This window comes from Rhodophyticola sp. CCM32 (assembly GCF_004751985.1).
Lineage (GTDB): Bacteria > Pseudomonadota > Alphaproteobacteria > Rhodobacterales > Rhodobacteraceae > Rhodophyticola.
The window spans coordinates 1,039,246-1,060,290 of sequence record NZ_CP038492.1; the positions used below are offsets into that span (position 1 = coordinate 1,039,246).

Consider the following 21,045-nt stretch of genomic DNA (forward strand, 5'->3'; position numbering starts at 1 on the left):
ACAAACCCGCCAACGCACAGCTTTTCCAGAATGCGCCGGGATGTCGTGCGGCTTACATCCACGGCTTTGGCCAGGGACGACACATTCAACATGTCCTGTGCGGGGGGTGCAATGTGATCCAGAGCCGCATTGTAGCTGCGTTTGAAGACATAGCTCGGGCGCGGCATGGTCTGTCCTTAAGTCTGACGATTAAGCATTAAAAACATTTGACGATGGCCGGGTGTTTTTTGTCCATTAAAGACACTACTGACACAAGTAGATATGTTTCAAGGGAGGAACTTATGAAACTTCACGAATTTATCCGTGGCGGTGTGTTTGCTGCATCCGGCGCATTGATGATGACTGCGCCTGCCTTCGCGCAAGACGTCCTGAAATGGGGCCATGTTTATGAGGCTGCCACACCATACCACGAAGCGGCCCTGCGCGCGGCTGAAGCCTTTGAAGAAGCGACGGACGGCCGGTATACGATCGAGGTTTTCCCGGCCTCCCAACTGGGCAATGAGGTTGCGTTGAACGAGGGTCTGACCCTTGGCACCGTTGACATCATCTACACTGGCGTTGCGTTTATGGGGCAATCCTATCCGCCCATCGCGATTTCGGATTTCCCGTTTACGCTCAGGGATTTTGAGCACTGGCAGGCCTATGGCGAAAGCGACCTGTTTGAGGAACTTGCCGACGGTTATACCGGCGTGACCGGAAACCACGTTTCCGCCTTGACCTATTATGGCGCGCGCCATGTGACATCGAATGTGCCGATCCTGGCCCCGTCGGATATGGAAGACCTGAAAATCCGCGTGCCAAACGCACCGGCCTATCTGCTTTTCCCTGAAGTGACGGGCGCGAACCCGACACCGATGGCGTTCTCGGAGGTCTATCTTGCCTTGCAGCAAGGCGTTGTTGACGCGCAGGAAAACCCTCTGCCGACCATTCAGTTCAAAAGGTTCTACGAGGTCCAGAGCAACATCAACCTGACCGGTCACATCACCAATTCTCTGGTGTCGCTGGTCTCGCCGATTACCAGCAGTGAACTGGGTGAAGAAGATCTTGCCATTCTGGACGAAATCCTCGTCGAGGCGGCAGAATGGGCCTCCAGCGAAATCGTCGCTTCTGAAAATGAACTGGCTGACTGGTTCCGTGAACAGGGCGTGACGGTGAATGAAGTTGATCGTGGCCCCTTTATCGAAGTGGTCGCGCCGCATCTGACAGGGCCTGATATGCCCTGGGCCCCTGTGATCTTCGAGCGTCTGCAGGCAATCGAATAATCAAACCAATGGCGTGACCGGTTCTTCGGGACCGGTCACGCCGCGCTTAAGGGAGGGGATCATGGGCATCACAGACTCGATTGAAGAGCTGTCAAAAGAAGCGGAAATCGACCCGGAAACGCGCCTGCAGGAGCTGAAATTCTCAAAATGGGATATTCCGGTTCTTCTGGTATTTGGCACCCTTTTCGCCGTTGTTTTCCTTCAGTTTTTTACACGATACGTGTTGAATGATTCATTGTCCTGGACCGAAGAGGCCGCCAGATACCTGCTGATCCTTCTGGCCTTTGTCGGGGTTGTGAAATGTCAGGTGCTGGACAGCCATATCCGGCTGGAATTCATCGACAATTTTGCCGGGCGTTACGTGGAGGGCCTCAAGACATTTGCCCTGCTTCTGACTACTTTCTTTTTCGGGTATCTCAGCTGGGCGCTTGTGCTGCTTGCCAAACAGACAAGCTTTCAGAATATGGTGTCGCTGCCTTACCCCAAATACTATCTTTATATCCTTATGTTGTTTGGCCTTGCTGCACTGATCTATGTGCAGGTGGCGCAACTTTATAAGCGCATCCCGGGATCAAAATAATGACCGTCGTTCTTTTGTTTCTCGCGCTTTTTGCGCTGATGATCCTGCGCGTCCCGATTGCGGTTGCGTTGGGGCTGTCGTCGCTGGGCTATATCGTCATCGAGGGCCTGCCGCCGACGCTTCTGACGCATAATGTCGTGAATGGCATGAACAGTTTCCCGCTTCTGGCGATTCCGTTCTTCATCATGGCGGGCGGGTTGATGAATTCCGCCGGGATCACCAGCCGGATTTTCGCGTTTGCCAGGTCTATCGTCGGATGGATGAATGGTGGCCTGGGCCATGTGAATATTGGCGCAAGCATCATTTTTGCCGGCATGTCCGGCGCCGCTGTTGCCGATGCGGGCGGATTGGGAGCCATTGAAATCAAAGCCATGCGCGAGGCGGGGTATGATGATGATTTTTCGGTTGGCGTCACCGCAGCATCCTCGACAATCGGCCCGATCATCCCACCCTCACTGCCATTGGTGATCTTTGGCGTGATGGCCTCGACCTCCATTGGCGAGTTGTTCGTGGCCGGGATCATTCCGGGCCTGCTGATGGCTGCATCCCTGATGTTGATGGTGTGGTACGTGTCCAAAAAACGCTCTTATCCGCGTGATGAGGCTTTTAGCCCGAAACAGGTTGTCACCACGTTTGGCCGGGCATTTCTGCCGCTTATGACCCCTGCGATTATTGTTGGTGGCATTGTGACCGGCGCGTTCACCCCGACCGAGGCCGCGGTCTGCGCGGCCAGTTATGCCCTGTTTCTGGGCCTGTTCGTCTATCGCTCTTTATCCATGAAAAAGCTGATCGTCGTTTGCCTCGAAACCATTGAAACGACGGCATCCATTCTTCTGATCGTGGGCGCGGCAACGGTGTTTGCCTGGATCCTCACGGCCAATCAGGCCGCCCCGTTATTTGCCGAGGTGCTGCTGAGCATTTCGGACAACAAACATGTGATCCTGCTGATGATCATGCTGACCGTTCTGGTTGTCGGCCTGTTCATGGAGACCATCGCGGCGATCTCGATTCTGGTTCCCGTCCTGCTGCCGATTACATCGCAATTGGGCATTGATCCTGTGCATCTTGGCATCATTGTCATCCTGAACCTGATGATCGGGTTGCTGACCCCCCCGGTGGGCATGGTCCTTTTCGTCTTGTCCAAGGTCTCCAATGTGCCTTTCGAGGATTGCGTTCGCGCAACGGCGCCGTTCCTTATTCCCTTGGTTGCGGTCCTGCTGGCGCTGACATTCATCCCGCAACTCAGCCTGTTTCTGCCGGAGCTGTTGTACCGGTGACCAAAAACCCTGCCCTCCGTTGCCGAGGATTTGCAAAATGAAACCAACATGGAGATGGTTCGGCGATACAGACCCGATCTCGATCAACGCGGTCAGCCAAACCGGCGCCAAGGGTGTTGTCTCTGCTTTGCATCATCTCGACCCGGGTGTGGTGTGGTCAGGGCCCGAGATTGCGGCGCATCAGGAAAAGATCTGCAACACGCCATCGGGAGAGGCCACAGGCCTGTCCTGGGATGTGGTTGAAAGCCTGCCGGTCTCCGAAGAGATCAAACAGCGCAAGGGCAATTTTGAGGATCACATACTGGCCTATAAGGACAGCCTGACACATCTTGCGGCGGCCGGGATCAGGACTGTGTGCTACAATTTTATGCCGGTGATCGACTGGACACGTACCGACACCGAACATCGCCAGCCCAACGGCGCCACCTGCATGCGCTTTGACTATGTTGATTTCGCTGTATTTGATGTCTTCCTGCTGCGCAGAGAGAATGCCAAAGCCGATTTCCCCGCCGAAGTTATTGCCGAGGCGCAGTTGCGATACGGTTCCCTTTCACAAGAGGGGCAGACCCGGTTGATCCACACGATCATTGCCGGGCTTCCAGGCTCTGCAAAAGGGTATCATCTGGATGAATTCCGCAAGGCGATTGACGCGTATAAAGACATTACGCCGGACGGGCTCCGGAACAATCTGCGGGCTTTCCTGGCAGAGATCGTGCCCCATGCGGAACAATCGGGGATACGGATGGCCATTCATCCAGATGATCCGCCGTTTCCGTTACTGGGATTGCCGCGTATTGTTTCCACGCTGGGCGATTACAAGGCGATTGGTCAGATGCATGACAGCCCCGCCAACGGGTTTACGCTGTGTTCGGGGTCGCTGGGCGCGCGGGGTGACAATGATCTGGTCGATATGTTCAAACAGCTCAAAGACCGGATCTATTTTTTGCATCTGAGAAATGTGGCCCGGGAATCCGAGACGGTTCCGACAAGCTTCCATGAGGCCGAACATCTGGCGGGCGCGGTGGCAATGGATGATCTGGTGTGTGAAATCGTCGAGGAAGAGATCGCACGCTCACACGCCAGTGGCACGCCGTTCGAGTTTATCTTCCGTCCCGACCACGGCTGGCGTCTGATTTCGGATTTTTCGCAAAACACACTGCCGGGATATCCGTGTATCGGCCGGTTGAAAGGGATGGCAGAAATTATGGGTCTTGAGCAGGGACTTCGGCACGCCATGGTCTGAAACCACCTCATCAACTCGCCTTGAGCTATGGCGCGAATGGTTTCCCGGGCCGGGATGCTCTAGGCGATTTGTTGGGACCCAATGGTCACGTCCGGGAAAGGGCACGCCTTTGAATAACAGCCTTCGGCTTCATAGCGGCGATAATATCGTGCTTGCCTTGCGGGATTTGCCGTCCGGCAGCGATCTGAACACGCTGTCTGTGCCCGTGGTGGATGATATCCCGCGAGGCCATAAGATCGCGTCTGCACATATTGCCAAAGGCGCGCCTGTCCTCCGGTTCGGGCAGGTGATTGGCCAGGCCCTCAGAGATATCGCTGTGGGGGAACATGTCCATTCCCATAATCTGGGCATGTCATCCCGCGGGAACACCGACCCTGTCGCGGTGGAATTCGTGCCGGACCGGCATATTCCGGCCCCTCTGGAATTTCTGGGATATCGCCGCAGTACCGGGCGTGTCGGGACCAGAAATTATATCGGGATCATCACAACGGTGAATTGCTCGGGCTCGGTCGCGCGGTTTATCGCGGAAGAGGCCGCCAAATCGGGCTTTGCGGATGACTTCGCCAATATCGACGGGATTGTGCCGATTGTGCATAGCTCGGGCTGCGGCATGTCCGATCAGGGGGAAGGCTTCGACACTTTGCTGCGCACCCTGATGGGGTATACCCAACATCCGAATTTTGGGGGCATCCTGTTGCTGGGGCTTGGCTGTGAGGTCATGCAAGTGGCGCAATTGGCAGGCGAACGCTCGGCGGATCTGGGGGAAACCCTGAGATTCATGACCATCCAGGGCGAGCATGGCACGAAAGCCACGATTGAACGGGCCATCGCGGAATTGCGCGAGATTGCGGCGATTGCCGATCAGGCCCGCCGAAGCCCGGTTCCGGTCAGCGAAATCACCCTGGGGCTGCAATGCGGCGGTTCAGACAGTTATTCGGGTATCTCCGCCAACCCTGCGCTTGGCCATGCCGCAGACCTGCTGGTGCATCAGGGGGCAACTGTTGTGCTGTCTGAAACGCCCGAGATTTTCGGGGCCGAGCATCTGTTGTTGCGCCGCGCCGCCGCCGGCAATATTCGCGACGATCTGGTCGAAAGGCTGGAGTGGTGGGAAGAATACCTGAAGCGCAATGGCGCAGAGATGAACAACAACCCAAGCCCCGGCAACAAGAAGGGGGGTCTGACAACAATTCTGGAGAAATCTCTGGGTGCGGTCGCTAAAGCCGGGTCGACAAGCCTGAACGGTGTTTTCAAGTTCGGCGAAAAAATCGACTGTGCGGGTTTGGTCTTTATGGACAGCCCGGGATATGACCCATGTTCTGTCACGGGCCAGATTGCGTCAGGTGCCAATCTGATCGCGTTCACAACCGGCCGGGGCTCCGTTTCGGGGTATCAGCCGACACCATGTCTCAAGATCGCGTCGAACACGGAAATGTATGCGCGCATGGTCGATGATATGGATGTGAATTGCGGCGATGTCATTTCCGATGGTGTGAGTCTGGAGCAAAAAGGCCAGGAGTTGTTTGCGGCCCTGTTGCAAATAGCCTCGGGGCAGAGAACCAAGAGTGAATTACAGGGGTTTGGCGGTGTCGAATTCGTACCCTGGCAAATCGGAGCCACATTATAGACTGCCCGGAACATATGAGGGTCCTTCAAGGGGCGGCGCGCGCCTGTGATCTCTTGCCCGCTGAAAGCCAATCGCGTAGGCCAGACAAACCTGACCTGATGTGAGAGACCTGATGCGCCTGAGCCGTTACTTCCTGCCCGTTCTGAAGGAAACCCCCGCCGAGGCGCAGATTGTCAGCCATCGGCTGATGCTGCGGGCCGGTATGATCAAACAGGCCAGCGCCGGTATCTATTCCTGGTTGCCGCTTGGGTATCGGGTGCTGCGCAATATTGAACGGATCGTGCATGAGGAACAGCAGCGCGCGGGCCATATCCCGATGCTGATGCCAACCCTGCAATCCGCCGATCTGTGGCGCGAAAGCGGGCGCTATGATGCCTATGGCCCCGAGATGCTGCGGATCCGTGACCGGCAGGATCGTGACATGCTGTATGGCCCCACGAATGAAGAGATGATCACCGATATCTTCCGGTCTCATGTGGGCAGCTACAAGGATCTGCCGCTGACGCTGTATCATATCCAGTGGAAGTTCCGCGATGAGATCCGGCCGCGTTTCGGGGTGATGCGGGGCCGCGAGTTTCTGATGAAAGACGGGTATAATTTCGATGTCTCGAAAGAGGCGGCGCTGCATGCCTATAACCGCCATCTGGTCAGCTATCTGCGGACCTATGAGCGGATGGGCCTGCAGGCGATCCCGATGCGCGCCGATAGCGGGCCGATCGGCGGCGATGACACCCATGAATTTCTGGTGCTGGCCGAGACCGGCGAAAGCGAGGTGTTCTACGATGCAGAGATCACCGATCTGACCTTCGGTGAGCGTGAGGTGGATTACGACAATGTGGCGGAATGCCAGGCGGTGCTGGAAGAATTCACCAGCCGCTATGCCCGCACCGATGAAACCCATGACGAGGTGCTGTTCAACCAGATCCCCGAGGCCCGCCGCCGGATGGCGCGCGGGATCGAGGTGGGCCAGATCTTCTATTTCGGGACCAAATATTCCGAAGCCCTGGGGGCCACTGTGCAGACCGCCGACGGCCAGAAGGTTCCGGTTCATATGGGCAGCCACGGGATCGGTGTCAGCCGTCTTCTGGGCGCGATCATCGAGGCCAGCCATGACGATAAAGGCATCATCTGGCCCGAGGGTGTGACACCGTTCCATTGCGGGATCGTCAATCTGCGCCAGGGTGACACCGGCACCGATGGCGCCTGTGACGGTCTTTACAAAGCGCTCAAAGCCAAAGGGCTGGAGCCGCTTTATGATGATCGCGAGGAACGGGCCGGGGCGAAATTCGCGACCATGGATCTGATCGGGCTGCCCTGGCGGATCACGGTCGGGCCGCGCGGGCTGGACAAGGGCGTGGTTGAACTGACCAGCCGCAAGACCGGTGAAAGCGAAGAGATGAGTGCCGAGGCCGCCGTGGACAAGGTGGCCGAGATTTATGCCCCCCATCACGCCCATATCGCCGCGATGATCGAGCCGATGGCCGAGCGGAGCTTTCATACCTGGCTTTAGAACATCGTCCATTTCATCTGCATCACATATACACTGTGCAGAGGGCAGCGTCTGAGCCGAAGGGTGGGCGAGAAGCGCCCGCCCTGTGGGGGCGGTTCGGGCGCTGCCCGGCGGTGCCGCCGGGCAGAATGGTGGTGGGGGATGGCGAAGAATTTCAGGCTGAAGCTAAAGCCCACACATTGCTTGGGGCCATGTTGCGCCCGCACAGCCCTGTCCGGTAAAATTGTGCCTTACAGTATGCTGCCTTAAACCTGAGACATCGCGCATCACAAATACCCTGTGAACGCGAAGCGTGGCAGGGTATTTGTGATTCAAGTTTAAGGCAGGGTGCTTTAGGTGTTGCGACGACGATCCCGTGTTCCGGCCTGCATATCTGACTCAGCCTGTACTTTGGTACAGGCCACCTATCCGAATGTGCTGCAGGATATCCCATTGTCCAGACGGCTTTGACCCGCTGTCTCGCTAAACTCTCATCTTATGTGAGGATGAGATGAGAGTTTAGCGAGATGGGTATGGCGAGACATATACAGAACAGCGCAGGCCGGAGTGAGGCCTTCACCGGCTTTGTGATGGACACAGTCATGCTTTGAGATCGGTGCATGATGCCCAGGTCGCTCCTGGGTGTCGTGCATGCCTCTCGCCCCGGGGTGAACCGCCCGGGACAGCGAAAGGCGGCGCCCGGGCCGGTGGGACAGGTTCGGGCGCCCGAAGGGTATTGCGACGGACAGACAGAATACCGCATCATAATGACCGTATGGGCTGAACCCGCCCGCCCGATATGGGCCGCGATCATCGGCTATGACATGAACGATGCTTGACCCCCGGCCATAAAGCCCCCAGTTTCAGCCCAACAAGAAACGAGCAGGGGGTGCCAGATGTCTGGCCGTACCAAACCGTTCTCAGGCTTCGAATTCATGATTGCCTGGCGTTATCTGCGCGCGCGCCGTGCCGAAGGCGGGGTCAGTGTGATGACCTGGATCAGCTTCCTTGGCATCGCCCTGGCGGTGATGGCGCTGATTGCGACCCTGGCCGTGCGGTCCGGGTTTCGGCATGAATTTGTCGGCACGATTGTGGGGGCGAACCCGCATATCACCGTTCTGGGGATGGAACGGTTCGACTATACCGAGGAAGAACAGGCGCTGATCGCGGCCAACCCGGCCGTTGCGGATGCGCTGGCGGGCCGGGCGGCGACCACCCGCACCCTGCAAAACCCCGCCGCCATCGCCGATGCGGTGCGCGCCGTGCCGGGTGTTGTGCATGCGGCCGCGGTGATCCGGGTCGAGGTCATGGCCAGCGCGGGCAATGAAAACACTCTGGGCCAGGTGATCGGGATCGGGGCTGAAGATCTGGCCACCGTGCCCCTTGTGCGCGACCCAGAGGCGTCTTTTGGCTCTCTGGAGCGCTTTGACGAAGGCGTGGCCATCGGCGAGGGTGTGGCGCGCCGTCTGGGGCTGCGTGTCGGTGATACGATCCGCCTGACATCGCCCTCGGGTGCGCAGACCGTGGGCGGGCGGGCCGCGCGGGTCGGCGGGTATGAGGTGGTGTATATCTTCCGCGTCGGGCGCTGGGATATCGACAATGTGCGTATCTACATGCCCTTTGCCGAGGCGCAGAGCTTTTTTGACCGCGATGGCGTGGCCGATAGCGTGGATATCGCCGTGGATGACCCCGAACATGTGGAGCCGCTGGTCGGACCGGTGGCGCTTGCGGCGGGGCAGGGCACCTATCTGCGGACCTGGCAGGACAGTTCCGGCGCCTATCTGCAGGCGTTGCAGATGGAGGATAACATCATGTTCGTGATCCTCTCGATCCTGGTGCTGATTGCGACGATGAACATTGTTTCGGGCCTGATTATGCTGGTGAAGAACAAAAGCCATGATATCGGCATTCTGCGCACCGTGGGGTTGAGCGAAGGGTCAATCCTGCGGGTGTTCTTCATCTGCGGCGCGTCTGTGGGTCTGGCGGGCACGGTGGTGGGGGTGGGTCTTGGTTGCGCCTTTGCGATCTGGATCGACCCGATTTTCAGCTTTGTGAACTGGGTGGCGGGCGGCGGCGTCTGGGATCCGTCGGTGCGGCTGCTGTCGCAATTGCCGGCACGGCTGGAATGGGGGGATGTGGTTTCGGCGGTCAGCCTGTCGCTTGGCCTGTCTTTTGTCGTGACGATCTTTCCGGCCCGTCGTGCGGCACGGATGAACCCGGTGGAGGCGCTGCGCTATGAATAAGGCAGTGCTGCATCTCGGCGGGATCGAAAAAGGCTATAACCACGGCAAGCCCAATGAGGTCCGCGTGTTGCGGGGGGCCTCTGTCTCGGTGCATCCTGGTGAGATTGTGGCCCTGGTCGCGCCTTCGGGGGCGGGAAAATCGACATTGCTGCATATTGCCGGGCTGCTGGACACGCCGGATCAGGGGGCGGTGGAGATTGGTGGCGTCGATCTTGGTGACGCGTCGGACCGGGCCCGCACGGCGGCGCGGCGCGGACAGGTCGGGTTCATCTATCAATTCCACCATTTGCTGCCGGAATTCACCGCCGCAGAAAACATCATCCTGCCGCAACTGGCCCATGGGATCCCGCGCGCGGAGGCAGAGCTGCATGCGCAAGACCTGCTGGAGAGTGTCGGCGTGCGGGAACGGGCAGGCCACCGGCCTGCGGCGATGTCAGGGGGCGAACAACAGCGCGTCGCCTTCTGCCGGGCACTGGCGAACCGGCCTGCCCTGCTGTTGGCGGATGAGCCGACCGGAAATCTGGACCCGAAAACCTCTGACCGGGTGTTCGAGGCGCTGATGGGGCTGGTGCGCGGTCGCGGGCTGGCGGCCCTGATCGCCACCCATAATCTGGAACTGGCCGGGCGGATGGACCGGGTGCTGCGACTGAAGGACGGCGTGCTGGTGGATGCGACCGACGGGGCAGGGGATTGAAGCAGGCCGCTGCCGCCTGTGTGAAACGTCAGACGGTTTTGACTTTTGCGTCATAGACGGACCCAAGTTCAGAAAATCTGGCGAAAGCGGATTTTGATACAAGATGCAGCGAATGTCTGGAACGAGGCCAAAGTGTCGGATGCTGCGTTGTGCACGAATGTCAGCTACTCGGTCTCTGCACCGAGCCGTTTGGCTAGGACACCGGTCAGGATCACGGCAATAACAAGAAACACCGCGCCGACAAGCCAAGCCGTAGGTGTGGAGTAAACATCGGCGATGGCTCCCGCCAAAATCAGGCCCAATGCTGCCCCAAGTTGCTGTATCAGCGACCGCAAAGACAGCATTGTGGATCGTTGGCGGTCCTCTACGCATCTATGCAGAACACTGCTGGCTGGCGTCTCAGAAACGCCAAGGACAACAGAATACACAATGAAAACCAACACAAACCCGACGATACTGCCCTGCAAAGCCAATGCGATCTGAACGCCCGCCATGCAGGCAAAAGCCGCCGCAAGGGTAACTGCGTGCCGTCGTTTAAAAATCCGACTGATGTGTGGAGACAGCCACGCGCCGAAAGCGATTGAGAAAAAATAGGTCGCGGTCAAGACACCGATGATGGTGTTTGCATAGCCTTCCTCCAACATGGGCTTTGCATGGGTCGGCCAGATCAACTCGACCGGGTTGGTCGCCATCAGGAAAAACGCCAACGCTGCCAGAAGTATCGACAGAGCGGGATGTTTAAGAGCCAAAAGGCTCGCGTCTTTTATCACCGTTGGGACATTGGCGAAGCCGCGCATGACAGCCGTGACGTTCATCGGACGCGGTTTTTCGGCAATGGCCAACATCGTGAAAACAAACACGCCCAACATCACACCGAAGCTTGCCACGTAGGACACATCATAGATGCTGAACCCAAGGCTTTTTGCGACCTCGCCCAGAATATCGGGCAGAAGACCTCCCAAGACGGCACCAATGGCCAACCCTACGGCATTGGCCCATTGCGCATTGGCCAGTGCGGGTTGGACATCCACATTGGGCGCGGCGGCCTTGAAAGTTTCGACAAACCACGCATCAAGCGTACCTGACCTGAGCGCGCGTCCAAAACCGATGAATGCAAATGAAAGCGCGAGAACATAGAAATCGCTCGTTGATAAAAATAGTGCCAGCGAGACTAGGCTAGCGACGACCGCCGCCAGAAAGACCGGCTTGCGGCCAATGCTGTCGGCGAGGCCACCAAACGGCAGCTCCATCACCATCGCCGTAAGCGAGTAGACCCCGAAGAGAAGCGAGATTTGAAAGAGGTCCATGCCACGGTCAGTCAATGCCAGAGCAACAACGGCGACTGTCAATCCCATCGCAAAACGGTCAAGGAACTGGTGTATCTGAAACACGCGAATGTGCCGTCGCGCTGACTCATTCAGCGTTGCGAAAGAAAACTCGATTTCGGTGGCCATCTTTGCAGCATCGCCGTTGGTGTCGACATGCACAATACATTAAGCGAGCCAGAACCTATGCCACGCACCAAAGCGGCCGTTCGTGCACACGGGGCGAAGGTCTGGTTGGTCCCCGCACTGCTCTTGTCGTCTCCAGAGCAATGCAATGGCCGGTCTGGGTCAGAAATGCTTGACGTTTAGGCCAATATTGCATCACGCGGCCTGGAGATAGCATTCAGAAAAACCACTGTATCGAGTCAAAGATGCGCGGCGTTCAACAGCCCGTTCAAACCGGCCAGACATTCTGAACCCCGGGCGCGGCCCGTTCAACCCGCCCCGTCAAACCAGTCTGTAATTGACGTCAGAATGCCGTCGCGGATGGCAGGTGCTTCCATCAGCACTTCATGCTCGGCACCTTTGATTATATCCAGCCGCCCCCCGGGCCAGCGCGCCATCCGGTGCTTGATCGCTTCGGGGGCCACAATCTGTTCCAGTTCCCCAAGGATGGTCAGGGCGGGCACATCCGGTGCGGGTCTCTCCAACAAGGCTGTGGTTTCGTCCAGCGCGGCGCTGACCCACCGGATCGACGGGCCGCCAAGGGCCAGATCAGGATATGCTTTCACCTGTCGCCACATATAGTCGAAATTATCCCGGTCCGAGGTCAGCGGGTTGTTGTCAAAAGCCATGATCTCGGCCGGGCCTGTGGTTGGCGCGAACCGTGTGTCAAAGCCAAGCGGCCCGCTGAGCCCCATGACAAGCCCGGATATGGAGCGCATGAAAGGCGACATCTGAATGCCCCACATCGGCGCAGTGAACACCGCGCGGTCAACCGGCAGCCCGTCATGCAGGGCGCGCAGGCCAATGGCCCCGCCCATGGAATGCCCGATCAGATACCAGGGTTTCGGCGGGCTGATCTGATCCAGCACATGGCGCACGGCCACGACATCCTGGCGATATTCATCGAAACTGCGCACATGGCCCATGTCGCGGCGATGTGCAGGCCGGTCTGCCAGCCCCTGGCCGCGCCAGTCGATGGCCGCCATGCCATAGCCGAGCGCGGCCATATCCCGGGCCATCCGCCCGTATTTCTCGATATATTCCGTGCGGCCCGGGAACATCAGAATCGTACCTTTGGTGCCCCCTGGCCAGTATCCGACCCGGATACGGGTGTTGTCAGCGGCCCGTACCCACCAGGCCCCGGCCTTCTCGGGCCCGTCTGCCACATCTTCCAGATAGGGCGCGGGTTCCACAAGCGGTTGGGTTTGTACGGCCTGGATCATCCGACTAGCCCAATGCGCTGCCAAGGCGCATTGCGGTGCCCATGTCGCCATCGACCTTCAGCCGGCCACCCATGAAGGCGGCGGTCGGGTTCAGATCGCCTGACAGGATGTCTTTGAACGTATCGGCATCTGCGGTCATCGTCACATCCGCCTCGGCATCTTCTTCGGCTGCGCGCACGCCCGCGCCGTCGATGATAATCGCGCCTTCACCTTCGATTGCGAATTTTGCACTGCCGTCAAATCCGGTGCCGATTTTCGCCCCAAGGGCGGCCACGGCACCATCAATAATATTACTCATCAAAACCTCCTGTTTATAATCACGCGGCTTTGGTCTGGAACCCGCGCATCAAACTGCTAATGTCACAGACAGAATGAAAGCATTCCGCAACATACACAACAGTCTCCTTGCGGCAGGGCTGGCGCTTTTGGCGGGAACTGGCTCAACCGTGGCCCAAAGTGATCGGCTTGACGAGCTGTTGGAACGGTTGCAGCTGCCGGATTTGGGGACCTGGCAACTGGTTGAGGATGAGATTTATCAGTATTGGTCCCTTTCCGGTTCGGCCTCGGCGGATTTTCTGCTGATGCGGGGGCGTGAGGCGCTGGAGCAGGGCGATCTGGCTGCGGCGCTGGATCATCTGACGGCGTTGACCGACCATGCGCCGGATTTCGCCGAAGGCTGGAATGCGCGGGCCACGGCCTATTTCCGGGCCGGGCGGTATGGGGTTGCGATTTCTGATGTGCAGCGGGTGCTGGCGCTGAACCCGCGTCATTTCGGCGCGCTGACCGGTCTGGGCTTGATGCTGGAGGAAATGGGAGAGTTTGACGCCGCGCTTGAGGCATATGAAACCGCCCAGTCTATACATCCGCACCGCCCAGACATAAGTCAGGCCGTGGACCGGCTGAACCGGATGCTTGAGGGCGAAACCCTCTGATTTCACAATTCAGGTCTGAAAGGGGGCCGCCCGGATCCGGGTGGTCATGCAGGATGACAGGCACGATGTCAGATCAGGGTCGGATCGTGGCCGTTCTGGGCCCCACCAATACCGGCAAAACCCATTACGCGATTGAACGGATGCTGGCCCACCGGACCGGTGTGATCGGCCTGCCGCTGCGGCTTCTGGCGCGCGAGGTCTATGACAGGCTTGTCGCCTTGCGTGGACCGTCCGTCGTGGCGCTGGTCACCGGCGAGGAACGGATCGTGCCGCCGCGCACCCAGTATTGGGTCTGCACGGTCGAGGCGATGCCGCAGGGCAATGGCTCGGATTTTCTGGCGGTCGATGAGATTCAGCTTTGCGCCGACCCGGAACGGGGCCATGTGTTTACGGATCGGCTGCTGCATGCGCGCGGATTGCATGAAACCCTGTTTCTGGGCGCCGACACCATGCGCAGCGCCATTGCCGCACTTGTGCCCGGTGTGCAGTTCATGCGGCGGGAGCGGTTTTCAGAACTGACATATACCGGTTCGAAAAAGATCAGCCGGATGGTGCCGCGCGCGGCCATCGTCGGCTTCTCGGTCGAGAATGTCTATGCGATTGCCGAACTGTTGCGGCGCACCAGAGGCGGGGCGGCGGTTGTCATGGGCGCGCTGAGCCCACGGACCCGCAATGCGCAGGTGGACCTGTATCAGAATGGCGATGTGGATGTGCTGGTGGCGACCGATGCAATCGGCATGGGGCTGAACCTCGATATCCGGCATGTGGCGTTTTCGGGTCTGCGCAAATTCGACGGGCGCAGAATGCGCGATTTAATGCCGAATGAACTGGCCCAGATCGCGGGCCGTGCCGGGCGCTATACGGAACCCGGCACATTCGGCGTGACGGGGGAGGCGCACCCGCTGGACGACCCGGTGGTGGAGGCGATCAGCGCCCACCGGTTTGCGCCGGTGCGCAAACTGCAATGGCGCAATACGCGGCTGGAATTCGGCACTGTCGACCGCCTGATCGCCTCGCTGCAGGATCACACACAGAATGAATGGCTGTCGCGGGCCCGGGAAGCCGATGATCTTATGGCGCTGAAGGCGATTTCGGGGCAGGCGGATGTGGCCGGGCGGATCAGTGGTGCGCAGGATGTGAAACGCCTTTGGGATGTGTGCCGTATCCCCGATTTCCGGGGGGTCAGCCATGCCGAACATATCAGTCTTCTGGCGGGAATTTTCGACTATCTGCATGATCTGGGCCGGGTCCCGGATGATTGGCTGGCGCGCCAGGTCAAGCGGATTGATCGCAGCGATGGCGATATTGACACGTTGTCGAAACGATTGGCGTATATCCGCACATGGACCTATGTGGCGCAGCGGAAGGGCTGGGTTGATGATGAATCCCATTGGCGTGGCGCCACGCGTGCCGTAGAAGACCGCCTGTCAGACGCGTTGCATGAGCGTCTGACGCAAAGATTTGTCGACCGGCGCACCTCTGTGCTGATGCGCCGGTTGAAGCAGAAGGAGAGCCTTGTGGCCGAGGTGAATGACAAAGGCGAAGTGACAGTCGAGGGCCAGTTTGTCGGCCGGCTGGAGGGATTCCGGTTTCGGCAGGATGCCTCGGCAAGCGCGGATGAGGCGAAAACCCTGCAACAGGCCGCGGTCGTGGCCCTGCGGCCTGAATTCCACTTGCGCGCCGACCGGTTCTATAACGCGCCGGATACCGAGTTCGATTACACCGAACAGGGGGGCCTGATGTGGGGCGATCAGGCGGTGGGCAAGCTGGTGGCGGGGGCGGATGCGCTGAAACCCGTGGCTGAGGCGTTTGTCGATGACGACGCGGGCCCCGAGGTCATGCAGAAGGTTCAGCGGCGCTTGCAGCATTTCATCGACCGCAAGGTGGCCACATTGTTCGAGCCGCTGCTGGCGATGTCGAAAGATGAGGCGCTGAGCGGTCTGGCGCGCGGGTTTGCCTTTCGCATGGTCGAGGCGCTTGGCGTTCTGCCCCGCCCGGATGTGGCCGGGGATGTGAAGGCGCTGGATCAGGATGCGCGCGGATTGCTGCGCAAGCACGGGGTGCGCTTTGGCCAGTTCACCATCTTCCAGCATCTGTTGCTGAAACCGGCGCCTACGCGCCTGCGTCTGGTTCTTTGGGGTCTGGCCAAGGGGCTGGACGAATTTCCCGAAAGCCCGCCCCCTGGCCTGGTCACCATCCCCAATGCCGAAGATCCGCCCGCTGGCTATTACACCATGTCGGGTTATCGCCCGGCGGGCGCGCGGGCGATCCGTATCGACATGCTGGAGCGTCTGGCCGATATGCTGCGTCAGCAGGATACACGCGGCGGGTTCGAGGCGACGGCGGATATGTTGTCGATCACCGGTATGACGCTGGAACAGTTTGCCGATCTGATGGGCGGGCTTGGCTATAAGGCGGATCGCGGGGAACGGGTGAAGGTGAAAGCAATACCTGCCCCTGCGGCCTCTGACACGCCCGATCCGGCACCGGCAGAAGTGCCTGGGGAAACGCCCGGCGAAACCCCGCCCGATACGCCGCAGGAAACCCCGGTGACGCCCCCGGTCGAGACCCCGCCGGTGGCGCCGCCGCCGGAAATGTCCCCCGAGATATCGGCGGATACCACGCCGGAAGCCCCCGCCGAGGCAGCCGCAGCCGATATTGCACCCGCTGAGGAAACCGCCGCAGATCAAAGCCCCGAGATGGAGGTGTTCTACACCTTTGCCTGGGCCCCGCGCCGACGCCCCAGCCAGCAGGGCCAGCGTCGCAATGATGGCGGTGGTGGAAAACCCCGGGGCAGGAAAGGCAAGCCGCAGGGCAAACCCGGTGGCAAACCACAGCGGAAGGACAAACCGCAGAACTTTTCGGCCCGGCCTGAGCGTAAGAAAGACCGGATCGACCCGGACAACCCGTTTGCGCAAGCGCTTGCGGGGCTGAAGGACAAATCCTGAGCGACAAGACCAAAGACCGGCTGGACAAATGGCTCTGGCAGGCGCGGTTTTTCAAGACCCGCAGCCGGGCCACGACACGTGTGTCGGAGGGCCATGTCCGGGTGAATGGCGAAAAAGTGCATAAAAAGGCCACCCTGGTCAGCCCCGGTGATGTGCTGACCTTCCCGCAGGGGCGGTTGATCCGGGTTGTGCGCATCGTCGGGCTGGCCACACGGCGCGGCCCGGCCCCGGAGGCGCAGGCGCTGTATGAGGATATGACCCCGCCATCAGACCCGGTTCCCGACCGTGTCGGCGCCCGCCCAACAAAGAAGGTCCGGCGCGATCTGGATGCGCTTCACCGGGACACGGAATAGGGCCCTTGGCGGCTCTGCGGCAATGGCGTCGCACCATCTTGCAACTTGTCCGGGGGTTGCGTAGCTAACCGTTTATCGAGACAGCCGAGTTTTACTCCATGACCTACATCGTCACTGAAAATTGCATCGCCTGCAAATACACCGATTGTGTGGAGGTCTGCCCCGTGGATTGCTTCTATGAGGGGGAGAATATGCTGGTGATCCACCCCGATGAATGCATTGATTGCGGTGTTTGCGAACCCGAATGCCCCGCCGATGCGATCCGCCCGGATACAGAGCCGGATATGGAAAGCTGGGTTGAGTTCAACCGTAAGTATTCCGAGGCCTGGCCGGTGATCATCACCAAGAAAGATCAGTTGCCCGAAGCCGAGGACATGGACGGTAAACCCGGCAAGATGGAGCTGTTTTCCGAAGCGGCGGGCGAAGGTGGTTGACCGATTCGCCATATGGGCGCAATGTGGGGCTTATGTGAAATCTGTTGCAGTGCAGCAAACCCCTGTAAAAACAGGGCATTCCTTTCTGCGCGCTACGTCAGATTTTGAAACCCCCGAAATTTGTGCTATATATTCGTTACAAACAGAGTTGTGACATCAATAACGGGCCTGCCAGCCCGGAACGATATATCAGAATATTAGAAACTGCTTGTGGAAAGCCTGTCTTTCCGCCGGTGTTTTTGGCGCCTGATATCTTGGGCCCGAGAGGAAGATATAGATGAGTAAATCACGTAAATCGCAGGATTTCAGCCCCAATGAATACGTGGTCTATCCGGCCCATGGGGTCGGTCAGATCGTCTCTATCGAAGAGCAGGAGATCGCCGGATTCGTCCTGGAACTGTTCGTGATCTCTTTCGAGAAAGACAAAATGACCTTGCGGGTGCCAACGGCCAAGGCAACCGAGGTGGGCATGCGTTCACTCTCCAGCCCCGATGTGGTGACCAAGGCGCTGGATACGCTGAAGGGCAAGGCCCGGGTGAAGCGCGCCATGTGGTCCCGCCGGGCCCAGGAATATGAACAAAAGATCAATTCGGGCGATCTGATCGCGATCGCCGAGGTGGTGCGCGACCTGCATCGCGCCGATGACCAGCGCGAGCAGAGCTATTCCGAGCGTCAGCTTTATGAAGCGGCACTGGAGCGTCTGACCCGGGAACTGGCTGCTGTGAACGGCATGGATGAGGCCGGGGCGCAGAAACGTGTCGATGATGTGCTTTCGGCCCGCGCTGCCGCTGCCTGATCCCGCCTGACTGACAGAAAACCGCCCGCCGCATCCTTTGCGGCGGGTTTTTTCGTGGACATTGATCGGCACGAATGCGCCTATGGGTCAGCCTGATCATACGGGCTATCGCCCACCCCATCTGTTGATGGAAGAATGAACCAAGTTCAGGCGTTGTCCGACATATAGGTAGGACCGGTTCAGAACGACGACCATTTGAAAGGACAAAACAATGTCGAAGACCCTTATCATCGCCCTGATTGGCGGCACTTTCGCGCTGGCGGGTTGCCAGCTGTCAAATCAGGACCGCTCTAATCTTGGCCTTCTCGGTGGCGCTGCCGGCGGTGTGCTTCTGGCGGACGCGCTGGATGCCAACTCTGAAATGACCATTGTCGCAGGAATTGCAGGCGCTGCTGCCGGTACGATGATTGCGCGCGGCACGCAGCAGGATCGCTGCGCCTATGCAACCGGTGATGGTTCGACAGTTTACTACGCTGCCTGCCCCTAGAGCAGTTTTCGATAAACCTGAATCATCTAACGCTGCCTGAAATAAAATATTTCAACGCGTTAGATGATATTGGGTACATCACGTTTAATCGAAAACGCTATAAGACAGCGACGTAACAAGTACGGCAAGGGCGGCGATTTCGGCCAGTTGTTGACTGGCGCCCAGAACGTCGCCCGTCTGGCCGCCGATTTTTGAATGTGCCAGCCAGGCCACCGCGCCCGCCACAAGATAGGCCACAACACACGCCATCACCCCGGCCCAACCGGTCAGGGTGATGGCGATTATCATTGCTACTCCGGCAGACAGCCAGGCCGTGCGCCCCTCTGGCTGCCCGGTATTTCGTGACAGGCCGTCTTCCCGCGCGGGCCTGACAAGCGCCATGACCGTAACCATCGGGGCCCGGCCAATCACTGCGGCTGCGACGAGGGCCAGAGGTGTGGAAAGCAGCGCGCCGATCAATGACCAGCGCGCCAGCAGGCTGAGCACCAGGGCCAGAACGCCATAGGTGCCGATCCGGCTGTCGCGCATGATGTCCAGCCGTTGTTCCACCGTCCAGCCGCCCCAGATACCATCGGCCATATCGGCCAGACCATCCTCGTGCAGCGCCCCGCTGGCCAGAATCATCACGGCCAGCACCAGCGCAGATATCAGCCCCCCGGGCAGGTCAAACCAGCGACCCAGCCAGATCATACCCACACCCAACAGGCCCAGAACCAGACCCGCCAGGGGCCAGGCCCAGGCCGCCTGCGCCCCGCGTTCAGGCGCGCCACCGGCAGGCAGGGGCAGGCGGGTCAGCAGGCCAAGCGCCAGCCAGATGTCGCTTGCCCGGGCAAGCTGCGTATCGGAGATGTTGCCCTTGGACATCAACTGGGCCTTTCTGTCGCGTGGTGCGTCGCCAAAGCTGCGATAAACACCAAAGCTGGGATCATCGCAACGAAAGACATTATTGGCCATGGCAGACACGCCCAAAACCCGGACCGCCCTTTGTGCGGCTCTGAAACAGGCCCCGGGGCCGGATGCGGATGCGACCCGGGCCGCGGGTGCGCGCAACGGGCAACTGACCAAACCCCCCGGCGCGCTTGGCCGGCTGGAGGATCTGGCGATCTGGTATGCGGGTTGGCGCGGCGATCCACAACCGCAGATCACGAGATCGCAGGCGCTTGTCTTCGCGGGGAATCACGGGGTTGTCGCACGGGGTGTCAGCGCCTTTCCGGCAGAGGTGACCGCGCAGATGGTTGCGAATTTTCAGGCCGGGGGCGCGGCGATCAACCAGCTTTGCAAAGCTGCGGGTGCGGAGTTGAGCGTGCATGCGCTGGATCTGGATCACCCCACAGAGGATTTCACCCAAGGGCCTGCCATGTCCGAGGCCGGCTTGATGGCTGCCATCGCCACCGGCTGGGAAGCGGTGAACCCGGAGGCTGATCTGCTGATCACCGGTGAAATGGGGATCGGCAACACAACCTCTGCCGCTGCCATCGCCCTGGCACTGTTTGGCGGCGATGCGGGGGATTGGACAGGCAGGGGCACAGGTGTGGACGCGGACGGGCTTGCGGTGAAGATGAAAACTGTGCGCGACGGGCTGGCCGCCAATCCCGGTGCTGCGGGTGATCCGCTGGAGGCGCTGCGCTGTCTGGGCGGGCGGGAGCTTGCCGCCATGGCCGGGGCCATCGCCCATGCGCGCCTGTTGCGCATTCCGGTGATACTGGACGGGTTTATCTGCACTACGGCGGCTGCGACCCTTGCCCAGGCTGTGCCCGGCGCACTTGATCATACGGTGGCGGGCCATGCCTCGGCCGAACAGGCCCATGGCCGCCTGCTGGCCGCGCTTGGGAAAGAACCTCTGCTGGCGCTGGATATGCGGCTTGGCGAAGGCAGCGGCGCCGCCCTTGCGATACAGATCCTCAAAGCCGCACTGGCCTGCCATTCCGGGATGGCGACATTTGCCGAGGCAGGTGTCGCAGCGGGGTGAG

The 21,045-nt window shown here is 59.6% G+C and carries 19 protein-coding genes; 15 read left to right on the forward strand and 4 right to left on the reverse strand.

The features are described 5' to 3' along the window. Positions 1 to 212: 212 nt before the first annotated feature. The 8 genes from E2K80_RS05115 to E2K80_RS05150 all read left to right on the forward strand — a co-directional run bounded on the left by E2K80_RS05115 (position 213) and on the right by E2K80_RS05150 (position 10,412). Positions 213 to 1,262 (forward strand): sialic acid TRAP transporter substrate-binding protein SiaP, encoded by a 1,050-nt coding sequence (locus E2K80_RS05115; protein ID WP_238475663.1) that lies wholly within the window; start codon positions 213 to 215, stop codon positions 1,260 to 1,262. A 61-nt stretch (positions 1,263 to 1,323) separates the two neighbouring features. After that, positions 1,324 to 1,842, forward strand: coding sequence for a TRAP transporter small permease (locus E2K80_RS05120; protein WP_135373380.1), 519 nt, complete (start codon positions 1,324 to 1,326; stop codon positions 1,840 to 1,842). Next, positions 1,842 to 3,119, forward strand: coding sequence for a TRAP transporter large permease (locus tag E2K80_RS05125; protein WP_135373382.1), 1,278 nt, complete (start codon positions 1,842 to 1,844; stop codon positions 3,117 to 3,119). Before E2K80_RS05120 ends, E2K80_RS05125 begins: the two co-directional genes overlap by 1 nt. A 37-nt stretch (positions 3,120 to 3,156) precedes the next feature. Continuing rightward, positions 3,157 to 4,362, forward strand: a complete 1,206-nt coding sequence (uxuA, locus tag E2K80_RS05130; RefSeq protein ID WP_135373384.1) for a mannonate dehydratase — start codon at positions 3,157 to 3,159, stop codon at positions 4,360 to 4,362. A 109-nt stretch (positions 4,363 to 4,471) separates the two neighbouring features. Further along, entirely contained in the window at positions 4,472 to 5,986 is a 1,515-nt protein-coding gene (locus E2K80_RS05135; RefSeq protein ID WP_135373386.1) for a UxaA family hydrolase, read from the forward strand. Positions 5,987 to 6,098: 112 nt separating this feature from the next. Continuing rightward, positions 6,099 to 7,496, forward strand: a complete 1,398-nt coding sequence (gene proS, locus E2K80_RS05140; protein ID WP_135373388.1) for a proline--tRNA ligase — start codon at positions 6,099 to 6,101, stop codon at positions 7,494 to 7,496. 875 nt (positions 7,497 to 8,371) lie between these two features. Beyond that, positions 8,372 to 9,718, forward strand: coding sequence for an ABC transporter permease (locus E2K80_RS05145; RefSeq protein ID WP_135373390.1), 1,347 nt, complete (start codon positions 8,372 to 8,374; stop codon positions 9,716 to 9,718). After that, positions 9,711 to 10,412, forward strand: coding sequence for an ABC transporter ATP-binding protein (locus E2K80_RS05150; RefSeq protein WP_135373392.1), 702 nt, complete (start codon positions 9,711 to 9,713; stop codon positions 10,410 to 10,412). The genes E2K80_RS05145 and E2K80_RS05150 overlap by 8 nt, the downstream gene beginning before the upstream one ends. Positions 10,413 to 10,576: 164 nt before the next feature. Here the strand turns inward: E2K80_RS05150 and E2K80_RS05155 are convergent, their stop codons facing one another. The 3 genes from E2K80_RS05155 to E2K80_RS05165 all read right to left on the reverse strand — a co-directional run bounded on the left by E2K80_RS05155 (position 10,577) and on the right by E2K80_RS05165 (position 13,423). Next, a complete protein-coding gene (locus E2K80_RS05155) occupies positions 10,577 to 11,866 on the reverse strand; it encodes an MFS transporter (RefSeq protein WP_135376485.1) in 1,290 nt (429 codons plus the stop codon). A 305-nt stretch (positions 11,867 to 12,171) separates the two neighbouring features. Further along, the gene (locus E2K80_RS05160; RefSeq protein WP_135373394.1) at positions 12,172 to 13,125 is read right to left on the reverse strand and encodes an alpha/beta fold hydrolase; all 954 of its coding nucleotides are present in this window, start codon (positions 13,123 to 13,125) and stop codon (positions 12,172 to 12,174) included. Positions 13,126 to 13,129: 4 nt separating this feature from the next. Further along, positions 13,130 to 13,423: an SCP2 sterol-binding domain-containing protein gene (locus tag E2K80_RS05165; protein WP_135373396.1), complete on the reverse strand. Its 294-nt coding sequence runs from the start codon at positions 13,421 to 13,423 to the stop codon at positions 13,130 to 13,132. A gap of 73 nt (positions 13,424 to 13,496) precedes the next feature. Here E2K80_RS05165 and E2K80_RS05170 point away from each other — a divergent pair, with 73 nt between their 5' ends. The 6 genes from E2K80_RS05170 to E2K80_RS05195 all read left to right on the forward strand — a co-directional run bounded on the left by E2K80_RS05170 (position 13,497) and on the right by E2K80_RS05195 (position 19,075). Next, entirely contained in the window at positions 13,497 to 14,057 is a 561-nt protein-coding gene (locus E2K80_RS05170; RefSeq protein ID WP_135373398.1) for a tetratricopeptide repeat protein, read from the forward strand. Positions 14,058 to 14,122: 65 nt separating this feature from the next. Further along, positions 14,123 to 17,005 carry a helicase-related protein gene (locus E2K80_RS05175; protein ID WP_135373400.1) on the forward strand — a complete coding sequence of 961 codons (2,883 nt, stop codon included), beginning with the start codon at positions 14,123 to 14,125 and terminating at the stop codon, positions 17,003 to 17,005. Continuing rightward, positions 16,999 to 17,358, forward strand: a complete 360-nt coding sequence (locus E2K80_RS05180) for an RNA-binding S4 domain-containing protein (RefSeq protein ID WP_443216566.1) — start codon at positions 16,999 to 17,001, stop codon at positions 17,356 to 17,358. Before E2K80_RS05175 ends, E2K80_RS05180 begins: the two co-directional genes overlap by 7 nt. A gap of 98 nt (positions 17,359 to 17,456) precedes the next feature. Beyond that, positions 17,457 to 17,792 (forward strand): ferredoxin FdxA, encoded by a 336-nt coding sequence (fdxA, locus tag E2K80_RS05185; protein WP_135373404.1) that lies wholly within the window; start codon positions 17,457 to 17,459, stop codon positions 17,790 to 17,792. Between the two features lie 277 nt (positions 17,793 to 18,069). After that, positions 18,070 to 18,588: a CarD family transcriptional regulator gene (locus E2K80_RS05190; RefSeq protein ID WP_135373406.1), complete on the forward strand. Its 519-nt coding sequence runs from the start codon at positions 18,070 to 18,072 to the stop codon at positions 18,586 to 18,588. 211 nt (positions 18,589 to 18,799) lie between these two features. Beyond that, positions 18,800 to 19,075 (forward strand): glucose-6-phosphate isomerase, encoded by a 276-nt coding sequence (locus E2K80_RS05195; RefSeq protein WP_135373408.1) that lies wholly within the window; start codon positions 18,800 to 18,802, stop codon positions 19,073 to 19,075. An 84-nt stretch (positions 19,076 to 19,159) separates the two neighbouring features. Here the strand turns inward: E2K80_RS05195 and cobS are convergent, their stop codons facing one another. Next, positions 19,160 to 20,029 (reverse strand): adenosylcobinamide-GDP ribazoletransferase, encoded by an 870-nt coding sequence (gene cobS, locus E2K80_RS05200; RefSeq protein WP_338014578.1) that lies wholly within the window; start codon positions 20,027 to 20,029, stop codon positions 19,160 to 19,162. Between cobS and cobT the strand changes: the two genes are divergently transcribed. Beyond that, positions 20,028 to 21,044, forward strand: coding sequence for a nicotinate-nucleotide--dimethylbenzimidazole phosphoribosyltransferase (gene cobT / locus E2K80_RS05205; RefSeq protein WP_135373410.1), 1,017 nt, complete (start codon positions 20,028 to 20,030; stop codon positions 21,042 to 21,044). The genes cobS and cobT overlap by 2 nt on opposite strands. Position 21,045: the final 1 nt, after the last annotated feature.